This is a genomic window from Serratia sp. A07 (assembly GCF_058725505.1).
This window is the reverse complement of sequence record NZ_JBZXDO010000038.1, coordinates 1-14,095: the sequence shown is the minus strand read 5'-3', so window position 1 is coordinate 14,095 and position 14,095 is coordinate 1. Positions and strand designations below refer to the sequence as shown.

14 protein-coding genes and 2 tRNA genes are annotated in these 14,095 nt (G+C 57.1%); 15 read left to right on the top strand and 1 reads right to left on the bottom strand.

Translation table 11 applies throughout. From position 1 onward, the window contains the following. Positions 1 to 47 precede the first annotated feature (47 nt). Both sucC and sucD read left to right on the top strand, forming a co-directional pair. Positions 48 to 1,214, top strand: a complete 1,167-nt coding sequence (gene sucC / locus AC4PR2_RS23905) for an ADP-forming succinate--CoA ligase subunit beta (RefSeq protein ID WP_492175564.1) — start codon at positions 48 to 50, stop codon at positions 1,212 to 1,214. Continuing rightward, positions 1,214 to 2,086, top strand: coding sequence for a succinate--CoA ligase subunit alpha (sucD, locus tag AC4PR2_RS23900; protein WP_004939878.1), 873 nt, complete (start codon positions 1,214 to 1,216; stop codon positions 2,084 to 2,086). Before sucC ends, sucD begins: the two co-directional genes overlap by 1 nt. Before the next feature lie 72 nt (positions 2,087 to 2,158). Here the strand turns inward: sucD and AC4PR2_RS23895 are convergent, their stop codons facing one another. After that, entirely contained in the window at positions 2,159 to 4,057 is a 1,899-nt protein-coding gene (locus AC4PR2_RS23895; RefSeq protein WP_330113352.1) for a bifunctional metallophosphatase/5'-nucleotidase, read from the bottom strand. Positions 4,058 to 4,740: 683 nt separating this feature from the next. Here AC4PR2_RS23895 and cydA point away from each other — a divergent pair. From cydA to AC4PR2_RS23830, 13 genes are all read left to right on the top strand, one after another. Further along, entirely contained in the window at positions 4,741 to 6,309 is a 1,569-nt protein-coding gene (gene cydA, locus AC4PR2_RS23890; protein ID WP_019454034.1) for a cytochrome ubiquinol oxidase subunit I, read from the top strand. 14 nt (positions 6,310 to 6,323) lie between these two features. Then, the gene (gene cydB / locus AC4PR2_RS23885; protein WP_019454033.1) at positions 6,324 to 7,463 is read left to right on the top strand and encodes a cytochrome d ubiquinol oxidase subunit II; all 1,140 of its coding nucleotides are present in this window, start codon (positions 6,324 to 6,326) and stop codon (positions 7,461 to 7,463) included. Between the two features lie 17 nt (positions 7,464 to 7,480). Next, the gene (gene cydX / locus AC4PR2_RS23880; RefSeq protein ID WP_004939868.1) at positions 7,481 to 7,594 is read left to right on the top strand and encodes a cytochrome bd-I oxidase subunit CydX; all 114 of its coding nucleotides are present in this window, start codon (positions 7,481 to 7,483) and stop codon (positions 7,592 to 7,594) included. Beyond that, entirely contained in the window at positions 7,594 to 7,890 is a 297-nt protein-coding gene (gene ybgE, locus AC4PR2_RS23875) for a cyd operon protein YbgE (RefSeq protein ID WP_038877538.1), read from the top strand. The genes cydX and ybgE overlap by 1 nt, the downstream gene beginning before the upstream one ends. A 130-nt stretch (positions 7,891 to 8,020) precedes the next feature. Next, entirely contained in the window at positions 8,021 to 8,425 is a 405-nt protein-coding gene (gene ybgC, locus AC4PR2_RS23870) for a tol-pal system-associated acyl-CoA thioesterase (RefSeq protein ID WP_025160034.1), read from the top strand. Then, entirely contained in the window at positions 8,422 to 9,105 is a 684-nt protein-coding gene (gene tolQ / locus AC4PR2_RS23865; protein WP_004939862.1) for a Tol-Pal system protein TolQ, read from the top strand. The genes ybgC and tolQ overlap by 4 nt, the downstream gene beginning before the upstream one ends. Before the next feature lie 12 nt (positions 9,106 to 9,117). Continuing rightward, on the top strand, positions 9,118 to 9,546 hold the full coding sequence (gene tolR / locus AC4PR2_RS23860) for a colicin uptake protein TolR (RefSeq protein WP_004939859.1): 429 nt from the start codon (positions 9,118 to 9,120) through the stop codon (positions 9,544 to 9,546). 81 nt (positions 9,547 to 9,627) lie between these two features. After that, positions 9,628 to 10,854: a cell envelope integrity protein TolA gene (gene tolA / locus AC4PR2_RS23855; protein WP_060440506.1), complete on the top strand. Its 1,227-nt coding sequence runs from the start codon at positions 9,628 to 9,630 to the stop codon at positions 10,852 to 10,854. Positions 10,855 to 10,986: 132 nt separating this feature from the next. Next, complete coding sequence (gene tolB, locus AC4PR2_RS23850; RefSeq protein ID WP_004939856.1) at positions 10,987 to 12,279, top strand: Tol-Pal system beta propeller repeat protein TolB; 1,293 nt, start codon at positions 10,987 to 10,989, stop codon at positions 12,277 to 12,279. Positions 12,280 to 12,323: 44 nt separating this feature from the next. Further along, complete coding sequence (pal, locus tag AC4PR2_RS23845; RefSeq protein WP_025160033.1) at positions 12,324 to 12,833, top strand: peptidoglycan-associated lipoprotein Pal; 510 nt, start codon at positions 12,324 to 12,326, stop codon at positions 12,831 to 12,833. Positions 12,834 to 12,842: 9 nt separating this feature from the next. Next, complete coding sequence (cpoB, locus tag AC4PR2_RS23840; RefSeq protein WP_033647153.1) at positions 12,843 to 13,637, top strand: cell division protein CpoB; 795 nt, start codon at positions 12,843 to 12,845, stop codon at positions 13,635 to 13,637. A gap of 178 nt (positions 13,638 to 13,815) precedes the next feature. After that, positions 13,816 to 13,891: transfer RNA gene (locus tag AC4PR2_RS23835), tRNA-Lys, on the top strand. Between the two features lie 131 nt (positions 13,892 to 14,022). Further along, a tRNA-Val gene (locus AC4PR2_RS23830) sits at positions 14,023 to 14,095 on the top strand.

Here is a 14,095-nt window from a genome sequence, read left to right as displayed (position 1 = left end):
AATAATGGTCCGGCTAAAAACCTTCAGAACTGAATGGATAGAACATCATGAATTTACACGAATATCAGGCAAAACAGCTGTTTGCTCGGTATGGCATGCCGGCACCAACCGGTTACGCCTGTACCACTCCGCGTGAAGCAGAAGAAGCCGCATCCAAAATCGGCTCCGGCCCGTGGGTGGTGAAATGTCAGGTTCATGCTGGCGGCCGCGGTAAAGCGGGCGGCGTTAAAGTCGTCAACAGCAAAGAAGATATCCGTGCTTTCGCGGAAGCCTGGTTGGGCAAGCGTCTGGTGACTTACCAGACTGACGCGCTGGGCCAGCCCGTTCACCAGATCCTGGTAGAAGCGGCGACCGACATCGATAAAGAGCTGTACCTGGGCGCGGTAGTGGATCGTTCTACCCGTCGCGTGGTGTTCATGGCGTCTACCGAAGGCGGCGTGGAAATTGAGAAGGTGGCGGAAGAAACCCCTGAACTGATCCACAAAATGACCATCGATCCGCTGGCGGGTCCACAGCCTTATCAGGGCCGTGAGCTGGCCTTCAAACTGGGCCTGACCGGTAAGCAAGTCAGCCAGTTCGCCAAGATCTTCATGGGCCTGGCGACGCTGTTCCTGGAGCGCGACCTGGCGATGGTTGAGATCAACCCGCTGGTGATCACCAAGCAGGGCGATCTGGTGTGCCTGGACGGCAAACTGGGCGCCGACGGCAACGCCCTGTTCCGCCAGCCGGAACTGCGTGAAATGCGTGACCCTTCCCAGGAAGACGAGCGCGAATCCCGTGCGGCTCAGTGGGAGCTGAACTACGTTGCCCTCGACGGCAACATCGGCTGCATGGTTAACGGCGCCGGTCTGGCGATGGGCACCATGGACATCGTTAAACTGCACGGCGGCGAACCGGCCAACTTCCTGGACGTTGGCGGCGGCGCGACCAAAGAGCGCGTGACCGAAGCGTTCAAAATCATCCTGCCCGACGACAAGGTGAAAGCGGTTCTGGTTAACATCTTCGGTGGTATCGTACGTTGCGATCTGATCGCCGACGGCATCATCGGCGCAGTGGCCGAAGTGGGCGTTAACGTCCCGGTGGTGGTGCGCTTGGAAGGGAACAACGCCGAACTGGGCGCCAAGAAACTGGCGGACAGCGGCCTGAATATCATTGCTGCGACCAGCCTGACTGATGCGGCTCAGCAAGTTGTTGCAGCAGTGGAGGGTAAATAATGTCCATTTTAATCGATAAGAACACCAAAGTAATTTGCCAGGGCTTCACCGGTAGCCAGGGGACTTTCCACTCCGAACAAGCTATCGCTTACGGCACCAAAATGGTTGGCGGCGTAACCCCGGGCAAAGGCGGCACTCAGCACCTGGGCCTGCCGGTGTTCAACACCGTGCGCGAAGCGGTTGAAGCGACCGGTGCGACGGCCTCGGTCATCTACGTTCCAGCGCCGTTCTGCAAAGACTCCATCCTGGAAGCGATCGATGCCGGCATCAAACTGATCATCACCATCACCGAAGGCATCCCGACCCTGGACATGCTGACCGTGAAAGTGAAGCTGGACGAAGCCGGCGTGCGCATGATCGGGCCGAACTGCCCTGGCGTGATCACCCCAGGCGAGTGCAAAATCGGCATCATGCCTGGCCACATCCACCTGCCGGGCAAAGTGGGCATCGTTTCCCGCTCCGGTACCCTGACCTATGAAGCGGTGAAACAAACCACCGATGCCGGCCTGGGCCAGTCCACCTGCGTGGGCATCGGCGGCGACCCGATCCCGGGCTCCAACTTCATCGATATCCTGAAGATGTTCCAGCAGGATCCGCAGACCGAAGCGATCGTGATGATCGGTGAGATCGGCGGCAGCGCTGAAGAAGAAGCGGCAGCTTACATCAAAGAACACGTCACCAAACCGGTTGTCGGCTACATCGCCGGCGTGACCGCGCCGAAAGGCAAGCGTATGGGCCACGCGGGCGCCATCATCGCAGGCGGCAAAGGCACGGCGGACGAGAAGTTTGCTGCGCTGGAAGCGGCGGGCGTGAAAACCGTTCGCAGCCTGGCGGACATCGGCGACGCGGTAAAAGCGGTGCTGAAGCGCTAAGAATTTAGTACGAAATAACAATATCTCGACATGTTTGGCCACCCATTGGGTGGCCTTTTTTATGGGTGAAGATCAGAAATCGTTGAGTGCCTTGATCAGCGCGATCCGATCCTGCAGGCGGCGCTGTTGCACCGGATCCGTAGCGGCTTGGCGCTGTTGCTCCAGCGAGGTGAGGGTGGCGCGGTAATCATCGGCGTTGCTGAACAGCGCGTCTTTGACGTTGATCGACGCGACGTTGGTGTAGCGGCCGTCGTCGGTGGTCGGTACCTGGATAACGCCTTCATTGAGCAGCTGTTTGACGATCGCCCGCTGCGGTTCGTACCCCTCCATCCCGATCAGCTTCCAGCGCTGCGGCGGCACGCCCTGATAGTGGCCGTGTTTCACCTCCGTCAGATAGCGCAGAGTCAGGTGGCGAATAGTGCCTTCTTCTTCACCGTATTGCGCTTTGCTGTCGAACAGCACCGGGAAGGATTGCCCCTCCAGCGCACCACCCTTTTGCGTCAGGTGGCCCATACGGTAACTGTTCATGCCCAGGCGGATCGGCATATCGTCGGTGACCGGCGTGCCGTCCGCCAGGCGCAGGTCGACGATGCGCGAGCCGGCAGGTTGGCGCAGGTCGATGGTGTAAGTGACGCCGTCGAAGAAATCATTGGTGGAATATTTGGACGATCGCCGCGCCGGGTTAAAGCTGTAGGTGACATCGCCCGGCTGCAGCTGATTGAAGTAGCCGGCGGACCACTCCATGTAGCGTTTAAGCGCTTTGCCGTTGAGCTGATACACGGTGATCTCGCCGCCGGCGTATTGGTAGTTAAAGGCGATGTCCTTGGCCTTGATGTCGCCGACGTCCAGCTTGGCGCGATCGTTGTCGATCTGTAGGGCGATCACCTGCGCCAGCGGCGCATAGTGGCGGGCGGCCTGCTGGAACAGCGCGCTGATGCCGGTATCCTGCACGTGCACCTGGGGAATGCCGCGGAATTCGTCGGTGGGCACCAGATCGCTGCCGCTCAGTTTCGCCACGACCCGGTTGGCGTTGGCGCGCAGAATGTCATGGTACGGCTGGTAGAGCGCTTGCATGGCGCTGTCCGGCGTCATCCCCTTGATGGAGTAGGTGTAGCTGTTTTTGTCGATCAGCGTGAACTTGCCGTCGCGGCGTTCAAACTGCAGATCGATGCGCGACAGCGCGCGGCCGTATTTATCCGGCTCGGTGATGATGACGCCGTTAACCACCGCTTTGTCGATCTTCACATGCATATGGCCGGCGACGATCGCCGCGAGCTCCGGATTGGCGTTGGCGATGTCGGCTACGCCGGTGCCGGGACGCTGATTTTCGTTGTCGATGCCCATATGCGCCACCAGCACGATGGCATCGACCTGGCCGTCGATTTGCCTGATGACCTGTTTCACCGCCTGCACCGGATCGGTGAAGTTCAGCCCTTTGATGCGATCGGTGCCCTTGGCGAATTCTGCGGTCATCGGCGTGTCCATGCCGATAATGCCGATCTTCACGCCCTGGCGTTCGACGATGGTGTAGGCGGGCAGATAGGGCTTGCCGTTGTCCCAGACGATATTGCCCGCCAGCGCCGCGCCCTTGAACTGCTTTAGCGGGGTGGCCAGCACCGGCAGGCCGAAGTCGAACTCGTGGTTGCCCATCACCCAGACATCGTAATTGAGCGCGTTGAGGCCCAGCATCATCGGGCTGACGGCCTCATGCTTGAAGGTTTCGACGAAGTTGCCCTGAATGGTGTCGCCGGCGTCCACCAGGATCAGGTTGGGCTGCTCGGCCCGCACTTTTTTGACCTGGGTGGCTATCTGGCTCAGGCTGCCCGCCAGATTTTCCGTGTCGCTGGCGTAGTCCCAGGGCACGAAGGTGCCGTGCAGATCGGAGCTGCCCAGCAGGGTGATATTTACCGTTTCGGCGGCCATGGCGTTTCCCGAGAGTCCCAAGACAGAGGCAAAGATGATTTTTTTCATAAGTTATTGTCACTCAATGCAATTTTAACATAAGTGGTCATTTTGCTACAAAATCGCAACCTTTACGATCCCATCGCGAGAAATAGACTAATATTGGAGAGAGATTTGTTGTTTTGTGACTGCTATCACTGTCACGGCTTATTGGAAATAAAAGGTTAATTATGTCGCATAATAAGCGCGTAATAATACAATGGCGGCTCTTTTAAATTACATTTATTTAACACAAAAATATCATTAAAAAACAATTAAACCATTGCGCAACATGACCCTAAGAAAATTATGCGAAATGTGCTGATGAATATGGAAATAAGATGCGGATAGGCTTAAATTGTCTCAGATCAAATTAGCCCGAAGTACCTCTTTCGGCTAAGATTTGACCTGTAACCAAAAGTCTAACCCACGTCACGTAAAAACCTATTTATTGTGTGGGATTGGGCGAGTATCATCCATGTTGTGATTATGGATGGTTGATCTTGTTGCATTTGTTACCCGTTGTCGGTTTTCAGTGGCGTGCTTGTCGGCGGCCCGAGGGGCTATTGGCCGAGTGTGCGGTTGAAAGCGGAGAAGCTGGATCAAATTTGTTGTGTTTAAGGGCATTCACTGCGGGGCGTTACTGGCGGCTTTGAAAGAAGCGTGCCGATAACCGCGTGTCGGAGTCTTCCTGCGAGGAGCAAGGAGTCAAGATGTTTGATATTGTCGAACTGTCGCGCTTACAGTTTGCTTTAACGGCGATGTACCATTTCTTATTTGTCCCATTAACGCTCGGTATGGCGTTCTTGCTGGCAATTATGGAAACGGTATATGTCCTGTCTGGCAAACAAATCTATAAAGACATGACCAAATTCTGGGGAAAGTTATTTGCGATTAACTTTGCTCTGGGTGTGGCCACCGGTTTGACCATGGAGTTCCAGTTCGGGACTAACTGGTCGTATTTCTCTCACTACGTCGGCGATATCTTCGGGGCCCCTCTGGCTATCGAAGGTCTGATGGCGTTCTTCCTTGAATCGACGCTGGTCGGCCTGTTCTTCTTCGGTTGGGATCGTCTGAGCAAGGTGCAGCACATGGCGGTAACCTGGTTCGTGGCCCTCGGCTCCAACCTGTCCGCGCTGTGGATCCTGGTCGCCAACGGCTGGATGCAGAACCCGATCGCTTCGGATTTCAACTTCGAAACCATGCGCATGGAGATGGTCAGCTTCTCCGAACTGGTGCTTAACCCGGTTGCGCAGGTGAAATTCGTTCACACCGTGGCTTCCGGCTACACCTGTGGCGCGATGTTCGTTCTGGGCATCAGCTCCTACTACCTGCTGAAAGGCCGCGACATCGCCTTCGCCAAGCGCTCCTTCGCCATCGCTGCCAGCTTCGGTATGGCTGCCATTCTGTCCGTTATCGTTCTGGGTGATGAATCCGGCTACGAAATGGGCGACGTGCAGAAAACCAAACTGGCCGCTATCGAAGCGGAATGGGACACCCAGCCGGCGCCGGCGTCCTTCACCCTGTTCGGCATTCCCGATCAGGACAAGATGGAAAACTCCTTCTCTATTCAGATCCCGTATGCGCTTGGCCTGATCGCCACCCGCTCCACGGACACTCAGGTCACCGGCCTGAAAGATCTGATGGCGCAGCATGAAGTGCGTATCCGCAACGGGATGAAAGCCTACCAGCTGCTGGAAGAGCTGCGCGGCGGCAACACCGATCCTGCGGTGCGGGCCGAATTCAACAAAACCAAGCAAGACCTGGGCTACGGCATGCTGCTGAAGCGCTATACCCCGAACGTCACCGACGCGACGGAAGCGCAGATCCAGCTGGCGACCAAGGACTCCATTCCGCGCGTGGCGCCGCTGTACTTCGCCTTCCGCATCATGGTGGCCTGTGGCGTGATCATGCTGCTGATCATCGGCCTGTCGTTCTGGAACGTGATCCGCGGCCGCATCGGCCAGAAAAAATGGCTGCACCGCGCGGCGCTGTACGGTTTGCCGCTGCCTTGGATCGCGATCGAGTCCGGTTGGTTCGTGGCGGAATACGGCCGTCAACCGTGGGCGATTGGTGAGGTGCTGCCGACGGCGGTCGCCAACTCTTCGCTGACCGCGGGCGACATTCTGTTCTCGATGGGGCTGATCTGCGGCTTGTACACCCTGTTCCTGGTGGCTGAATTGTACCTGATGTTCAAGTTTGCGCGTCTGGGTCCAAGCAGCCTGAAAACCGGCCGCTATCACTTTGAACAACCGACTGCCGCCGTGCAGGAAGCGCGCTAAACAGGAGTCCACGTATGTTTGACTATGAAGTACTGCGATTTATTTGGTGGGTCCTGGTTGGCGTACTGCTGATCGGCTTCGCCGTCACCGACGGTTTCGACATGGGCGTCGGCATTCTGGTGCGCATCATCGGGAAAACCGATACCGAGCGCCGAGTGATGATCAACTCCATCGCCCCGCACTGGGACGGTAACCAGGTGTGGCTGATCACCGCCGGCGGCGCGCTGTTCGCCGCCTGGCCGATGGTCTACGCAGCGGCCTTCTCCGGCTTCTACGTTGCCATGATCCTGGTGCTGGCCGCCTTGTTCTTCCGCCCGGTCGGTTTCGACTACCGCTCCAAGCTGGAGAGCAGCCGCTGGCGCAACATGTGGGACTGGGGCATTTTCATCGGCTCCTTCGTGCCTGCCGTGGTATTCGGCGTGGCGTTCGGCAACCTGCTGCAGGGCGTGCCGTTCCACATGGACGAGTACATGCGCCTGTTCTATACCGGCAACTTCTTCCAACTGCTGAATCCGTTCGGTCTGTTGGCGGGCGTGGTCAGCCTGACCATGCTGGTTACCCAGGGGGCGACCTACCTGCAAATGCGCACCACCGGCGAGATCCACCTGCGTTCACGCGCTGCGGCGCAGATCGCGACGCTGATCATGGCGGTGTGCTTCCTGCTGGCGGGCGTATGGCTGGTGAAAGGCATCGACGGCTTCGTCGTGACGTCGGCGCTGGACACCCTGGCGGAATCCAACCCGATGCGTAAAGAAGTGGCGCATCAGGCCGGTGCCTGGTTGATCAACTTCAACAAGTATCCGCTGCTGTGGGCGTTGCCTGCGCTGGGCGTGGTGCTGCCGTTGTTCACCATCCTGTTCTCGCGTCTGGAGAAAGGCGCACTGGCGTTCGTCACCTCGTCGCTGACCATCGCCTGCGTCATCCTCACCGCCGGGGTCACCATGTTCCCGTTCGTGATGCCGTCCAGCACCGTGCCTAACGTCAGCCTGACCATGTGGGACGCGACGTCGAGCCTGTTGACGCTGAAAGTGATGACCGTCGTGGCGGCGATCTTCGTGCCTATCGTTTTGGCGTACACCAGCTGGTCGTACTACAAAATGTTCGGTCGCCTCGACAAGAACTACATCGAAAACAACAAGCATTCGCTGTACTAAGGATAAGGAGCTAAACCATGTGGTATTTTGCCTGGATTCTCGGAACGCTTCTTGCCTGCGCCTTCGGCATCATCACGGCGCTGGCGCTTGAGCAGAGCGAAGCGACCAAAGCTCAGCAAGACGGTAAGTGATGAGCTCGTCCGTGATTGACAAGCTGTACGCTGTCACCGACAAGGGCCCGATCCGGGCCCTTTCCCTGGTGCTGGCGTTGATTTTGGCGGGGTGCGTGTTCTGGGATCCGACGCGTTTCGCCGCCAAAACCAGCTCGCTGGAGATTTGGGAAGGGCTGTTGCTGATTTGGGCGGTGTGCGCCGGGGTGATCCACGGTTTCGGATTCCGCCCGCAGCGCAGCATCTGGCGCGCCTTTTTCGCGCCGCTTCCCGCAATTGTGATCCTGTGCGCAGGATTACTTTACGTTTCTTTATAATCTCCCTGATGTCCCCACGTTATGGGCCCTCACGGCCCATAATTATTTTCATTCCCATCTTGTAACCCATTCCCAACCCGATCCGTCTTGCGTATAGTAGCAGCGTTAAATTGCATTGCTGGGAAGTAGAGTGAGTAATACGTTGTTTCGATGGCCGGTTCGCGTTTACTACGAGGATACCGATGCCAGTGGTGTGGTCTATCACGCCCGCTACGTCGCCTTTTTTGAAAGAGCGCGCACAGAGATGCTGCGTCAGCACAACTTTCATCAACAGCAGCTGCTCAGTGAACAAGTCGCTTTTGTCGTCCGGCGCATGACGGTGGATTATCTGGCTCCGGCTCGTCTCGACGAGCAACTGGAGGTCCAGAGCGAAATCACCTGTCTGCGCGGGGCTTCTCTCACGTTTGCTCAACGCATTGTCAATTCTGACGGGGCCCTACTGAGCCAGGCAGATGTCCTGATTGCCTGTATTGATCCACACCAAATGAAGCCAAGAGCGCTTCCTAAGTCTATTGTCGCGGAGTTTAAGCAGTGACTGACATGAACATCCTAGATTTATTCTTGAAGGCGAGCCTGCTGGTTAAGCTTATCATGTTGATTTTGATATGCTTCTCGGTAGCCTCTTGGGCGATCATCATTCAGCGCACCCGCATCCTCAATGCGGCGACGCGTGACGCCGAAGCCTTTGAAGACAAATTCTGGTCCGGTATCGAGCTTTCCCGTCTGTACCAGGAAAGTCAGGCGCGTCGCGATAGCCTGACCGGTTCCGAGCAGATCTTCCATTCCGGGTTCAAAGAGTTCGCCCGCCTGCACCGCGCCAACAACCATGCGCCGGAGTCGGTGATCGAAGGGGCGTCGCGTGCGATGCGCATTTCGATGAACCGCGAGCTGGAAACGCTGGAAACCCATATTCCGTTCCTCGGCACCGTCGGTTCGATCAGCCCGTACATCGGCCTGTTCGGCACCGTGTGGGGGATCATGCACGCCTTTATCGCGCTGGGCGCGGTGAAGCAAGCCACGCTGCAGATGGTGGCGCCGGGTATCGCCGAAGCGCTGATCGCCACCGCGATCGGTCTGTTCGCCGCCATCCCGGCGGTAATGGCCTATAACCGTCTCAACCAGCGCGTCAACAAGCTTGAGCAGAATTACGACAACTTTATGGAAGAGTTCACCGCTATTCTGCATCGTCAGGCCTTCTCCAGCGACAGCAAATAAGTAGGAGGTAGCATGGCGAGAGTACGTGGACGTAGTCGGCGCGAGCTGAAGTCCGAAATTAACATCGTTCCGCTGCTCGACGTGTTGCTGGTGCTGCTGCTGATCTTTATGGCAACCGCGCCAATCATCACGCAGAGCGTGGAGGTTGACCTGCCGGACGCCACCGACTCCAAAACGGTGTCCAGCGATGACAATCCGCCGGTGATCCTCGAGGTTTCCGGCGTAGGTCAATACACCTTGGTGGTGGATCACAACCGTATGGAGCTGCTGCCGCCTGAGCAAGTCGCGGCCGAAGCCAAGTCGCGTTTGGCGGCTAACCCGAAAACGGTCTTTTTGATCGGCGGTGCGAAGGAAGTCCCTTACGATGAGATTATCAAGGCATTGAATATTCTCCATCAGGCGGGCGTGGCTTCCGTGGGGCTGATGACCCAGCCGATCTGACCGTAAGGCGAACGGCAACCCGGTTCCTGCGCTGCGGCCCAGGAACCCCGTATAAGCAACACCAGTTTTTGGGAATCTATTTTGGTAAAGGCAACTGAGCAAAACGATAAGCTGAACCGCGCCGTTATTGTTTCGGTCGTTCTGCACTTCATATTGATTGCCCTGCTGATTTGGGGATCGCTGCAGGAAAAGGTCGACATGGGCGCCGGCGGTGGCGGTGATGGCACCGTGGTGGGCGCAGTGATGGTCGATCCTGGCGCGGTGGTGGAGCAATACAACCGCCAGCAGCAGCAGAGCAACGATGCGCAGCGTGCCGAGAAGCAGCGCCAGAAAAAGGCGGAGCAACAGGCCGAAGAGCTTCAGCAGAAGCAGGCGGAGCAACAGCAGCGCCTGAAGGAGCTGGAGAAAGAGCGTTTGGCGGCGCAGGAGAAAGCTGCGCAGGACGCCAAGGCGCAGGCTGAGCAACAGCAGAAGGCAGCGGAGCAGCAGAAACAGGCCGCCGAGCAGCAAAAAGCGGCGGAAGCCGCCGCAGCCAAGGCCAAAGAGCAACAGAAGGTCGCCGAAGCCGCCGCCGCCAAGGCGAAGGCCGAAGCGGAAAAGGTCGCCAAGGCACAGGCGGACGCGCAGAAGAAAGCCGAAGCGGAAGCCAAGAAAGAAGCGGCCGCCGCTGCCGCCGCCAAGAAACAGGCGGAAGAGGCGAAGAAAGCCGCGGCGGCTGCCGCAGAGCAAAAAGCCGCAGAGGCCGCGGAGAAGAAAGCGGCCGCTGAAGCTGAGAAAAAAGCCGCAGCGGAAGCCGAGAAGAAGGCTGCCGCCGAGGCAGAGAAGAAAGCTGCGGCCGAGAAAGCGGCTGCCGCCAAAAAAGCCGCTGCGGATGCCAAGAAGAAGGCTGCCGCTGAGGCTGCGAAACAATCGGATGAAGTTAGCGATCTGTTTGGCGGCCTGGCGGACGGCAAGAACGCGCCGAAAGGCGGCGGTGCTAAATCGAAAGGCGACGGTAAACCGGCCGGGCAGGGCAATGCCAAAGCGGCTGGGGCCAGCGGGGCGGATATCAGCGGTTATATGGGGCAGATTCAAGGGGCGATTCAGAGCAAGTTCTATGACGCCAGTTCGTTCGCCGGCAAAACCTGCGACCTGCGTATCAAGCTGGCACCGGACGGCCTGCTGATAAGCGTACAAGCGGCGGGGGGAGATCCTGCTCTGTGTCAAGCAGCAGTGTCTGCCGCCAAGTTGGCGCATATACCGAAGCCGCCGAGCGATGCCGTTTATCAGCACTTTAAGAATTCTATACTTGAATTCAAGCCGCAATAACGGTTGATTGAGTGAGTGATATCACAGGGATGTACTAAGGTAACCAACAGGGATTATGTAGTTTTACGTAAGTTGGTTTGTTAAAATTCTGCTAATTTATCGCAGGCATCCCGCCTGGATAAGGGAGATGAGATGAAGCAGGCATTTCGAGTAGCGCTAGGTTTTTTAATTCTGTGGGCGTCCGTGCTGCACGCGGAAGTTCGCATTGAAATCACCCAAGGGGTCGACTCCGCTCGTCCGATTGGCGTGGTGCCGTTTAAATGGGCGGGCCCAGGCACGCCGCCGGAAGATATCGGCAAGATTGTCGGCGCGGATCTGCGCAACAGCGGCAAATTCAACCCGATCGACGTGGCGCGCATGCCGCAGCAACCGACCTCTGCGTCTGAAGTGACGCCGGCGGCCTGGACTGCGCTGGGCATCGACGCCGTGGTTGTCGGCCAGGTTCAACCTGGCGCCGACGGCAGCTACCTGATCTCCTACCAGCTGGTGGACACCTCGGGTTCGCCGGGCACCGTATTGGCGCAGAACCAGTATAAAGTGACCAAACAATGGTTGCGTTATTCTGCCCATACCGCCAGCGACGAAGTGTTCGAGAAGCTGACCGGCATCAAGGGCGCGTTCCGTACCCGTATCGCCTACGTCGTGCAGACCAACGGCGGGAAATTCCCGTATGAGCTGCGCGTAGCGGATTACGACGGTTACAACCAGTTCACGGTGCACCGTTCGCCTGAGCCGCTGATGTCGCCGGCCTGGTCGCCGGACGGCAGCAAACTGGCTTACGTGACCTTCGAGAGCGGCCGTTCCGCGCTGGTGGTACAGACCCTGGCTAACGGCGCAATCCGCCAGATCGCCTCGTTCCCGCGCCACAACGGTGCGCCGGCGTTCTCGCCGGACGGCAGCAAGCTGGCCTTCGCGCTGTCCAAGAGCGGCAGCCTGAACCTGTACGTGATGAATCTCGGCTCCGGCCAGATCACGCAGTTGACCGATGGTCGCAACAACAACACCGAACCGACCTGGTTCCCGGATGGCCAGTCGCTGGCGTTTACCTCCGACCAGGGCGGGCGTCCGCAGATTTATAAAATCAGCGCCAGCGGCGGTGCCGCACAGCGTCTGACGTGGGAAGGCTCTCAGAACCAGGATTCTGAAGTCAGCTCCGACGGTAAATTCCTGGTGATGGTAAGCACCAACAGTGGTGCACAACACATCGCCAAACAAGATCTTGGATCGGGCGCCGTTCAGGTTTTGACCGGCACCTTCCTGGATGAAACGCCTAGTATTGCGCCAAACGGCACCATGGTGATCTATAGCTCCACGCAAGGTATGGGCTCCGTGTTGCAGTTGGTGTCAACTGATGGGCGTTTCAAAGCGCGTCTTCCGGCAACTGATGGACAGGTCAAATTCCCTGCCTGGTCGCCGTATCTGTGATGCATGTGTAAATATGTATGGCAAACTATAAAAGGATCAAAGAAATGCAACTGAACAAAGTGCTGAAAGGGCTTCTGCTGGCACTGCCAGTTCTGGCTGTAGCAGCTTGTAGTTCTAACAAAAGCGCAAACAACGACCAATCTGGTATGGGCGCTGGCACTGGTATGGAAAACGGCAGCAGCAACCTGTCTTCCGAAGAACAAGCTCGTCTGCAGATGCAAGAACTGCAGAAGAACAACATCGTTTACTTCGGTCTGGACAAGTATGACGTAAGCTCCGAATTCGCTCAGATGCTGGACGCGCACGCTGCATTCCTGCGTAACAACCCGTCTTACAAAGTGACCGTTGAAGGCCACGCTGACGAACGCGGCACGCCGGAATACAACATTGCTCTGGGTGAGCGCCGTGCTAACGCCGTTAAAATGTACCTGCAGGGTAAAGGCGTTTCCGCTGACCAGATCTCTATCGTTTCTTACGGTAAAGAAAAACCAGCAGTACTGGGCCACGACGAAGCGGCTTATGCTAAAAACCGTCGTGCCGTTCTGGTTTACTAAGAGAATCGCATGAACAGTAACTTCAGACGTCACCTGTTGAGTCTGTCGTTACTGGTTGGCGTAGCGGCCCCTTGGGCCGCTACTGCCCAAGCGCCAATCAGTAATGTCGGCTCCGGCTCGGTCGAAGACCGTGTCACCTCGCTTGAGCGCATCAGCAATGCTCAAGGCCAGCTTTTAAACCAACTCCAGCAACAACTCTCTGATAACCAACGCGACATTGATTCTCTCCGTGGGCAAATCCAGGAAAGTCAGTATCAGTTGAATCAGGTGGTTGAACGCCAGAAGCAAATCTATCAGCAGATGGATAGCCTCAGCCAGGGCGGCGCTCAGAGCGCCTCTGCGGCCGCGGGCGCTGCCGGTGGGGCAGCCGCAGGCGCATCTTCCGATGCGGGCGGCAGCGCGCCTGCAGCCGCGTCTGCAACGCCGAGCGGCGGTGATGAGAACAGCGACTACAACGCCGCTGTTTCTCTGGCGCTGGAAAAAAAACAGTATGACCAGGCGATTTCCGCCTTTCAGTCCTTCGTAAAACAGTACCCGAAGTCTACCTACCAGCCCAACGCCAACTATTGGCTGGGCCAGTTGTTCTACAACAAGGGTAAAAAAGACGACGCGGCCTACTATTTTGCGGTGGTGGTGAAGAATTACGCGAAATCACCGAAGGCGCCGGACGCCATGTACAAGGTGGGTATCATCATGCAGGAGAAAGGGCAGGCCGATAAAGCCAAAGCCGTGTTCCAGCAGGTGATTAAACAGTACCCAACCAGTGCGGCGGCCAAACAGGCGAAAAGCCGCGTAGGCGGTTAACAGTCAGAAAAATGAGCCCAGAAGTTAGTCGATTTGACCGATTTCTGGGCTCATTCGCGTGAAGAACAAGCAGTTGAACGCATCAGTAAAAAATTTAGGTTGCGCTGCCAAGATAAATTAGTAATATATGCCGCCGTTGCCAAGACATCTTGCAAGATGTTAAAGCGGCAGGGAAATTGGGTCGTTAGCTCAGTTGGTAGAGCAGTTGACTTTTAATCAATTGGTCGCAGGTTCGAATCCTGCACGACCCACCAATTTTGAAGCAAGAAATGAAGTGGAATCGGGAAGGATAACATCACGAAGTGATGGCCCGTCAGGGCGAGGCCAAAGGCCGAGTCATCCTGCACGACCCACCAATTTCTGAAGTAGCAGTAACCACAACAGTGGGTGATTAGCTCAGTTGGTAGAGCATCTCCTTTACACGGAGGGGGTCGGCGGTTCGAGCCCGTCATCACCCA

Bases quoted from the DNA above. Each gene is read 5' to 3' on its own strand.
- cydA (WP_019454034.1), top strand. From the start codon at position 4,741: ATGTTTGATATTGTCGAACTGTCGCGCTTACAGTTTGCTTTAACGGCG.
- ybgE (WP_038877538.1), top strand. From the start codon at position 7,594: ATGAGCTCGTCCGTGATTGACAAGCTGTACGCTGTCACCGACAAGGGC.
- cpoB (WP_033647153.1), top strand. From the start codon at position 12,843: ATGAACAGTAACTTCAGACGTCACCTGTTGAGTCTGTCGTTACTGGTT.
- cydX (WP_004939868.1), top strand. From the start codon at position 7,481: ATGTGGTATTTTGCCTGGATTCTCGGAACGCTTCTTGCCTGCGCCTTC.
- tolB (WP_004939856.1), top strand. From the start codon at position 10,987: ATGAAGCAGGCATTTCGAGTAGCGCTAGGTTTTTTAATTCTGTGGGCG.
- tolR (WP_004939859.1), top strand. From the start codon at position 9,118: ATGGCGAGAGTACGTGGACGTAGTCGGCGCGAGCTGAAGTCCGAAATT.
- sucD (WP_004939878.1), top strand. From the start codon at position 1,214: ATGTCCATTTTAATCGATAAGAACACCAAAGTAATTTGCCAGGGCTTC.
- cydB (WP_019454033.1), top strand. From the start codon at position 6,324: ATGTTTGACTATGAAGTACTGCGATTTATTTGGTGGGTCCTGGTTGGC.
- pal (WP_025160033.1), top strand. From the start codon at position 12,324: ATGCAACTGAACAAAGTGCTGAAAGGGCTTCTGCTGGCACTGCCAGTT.
- sucC (WP_492175564.1), top strand. From the start codon at position 48: ATGAATTTACACGAATATCAGGCAAAACAGCTGTTTGCTCGGTATGGC.
- AC4PR2_RS23895 (WP_330113352.1), bottom strand. From the start codon at position 4,057: ATGAAAAAAATCATCTTTGCCTCTGTCTTGGGACTCTCGGGAAACGCC.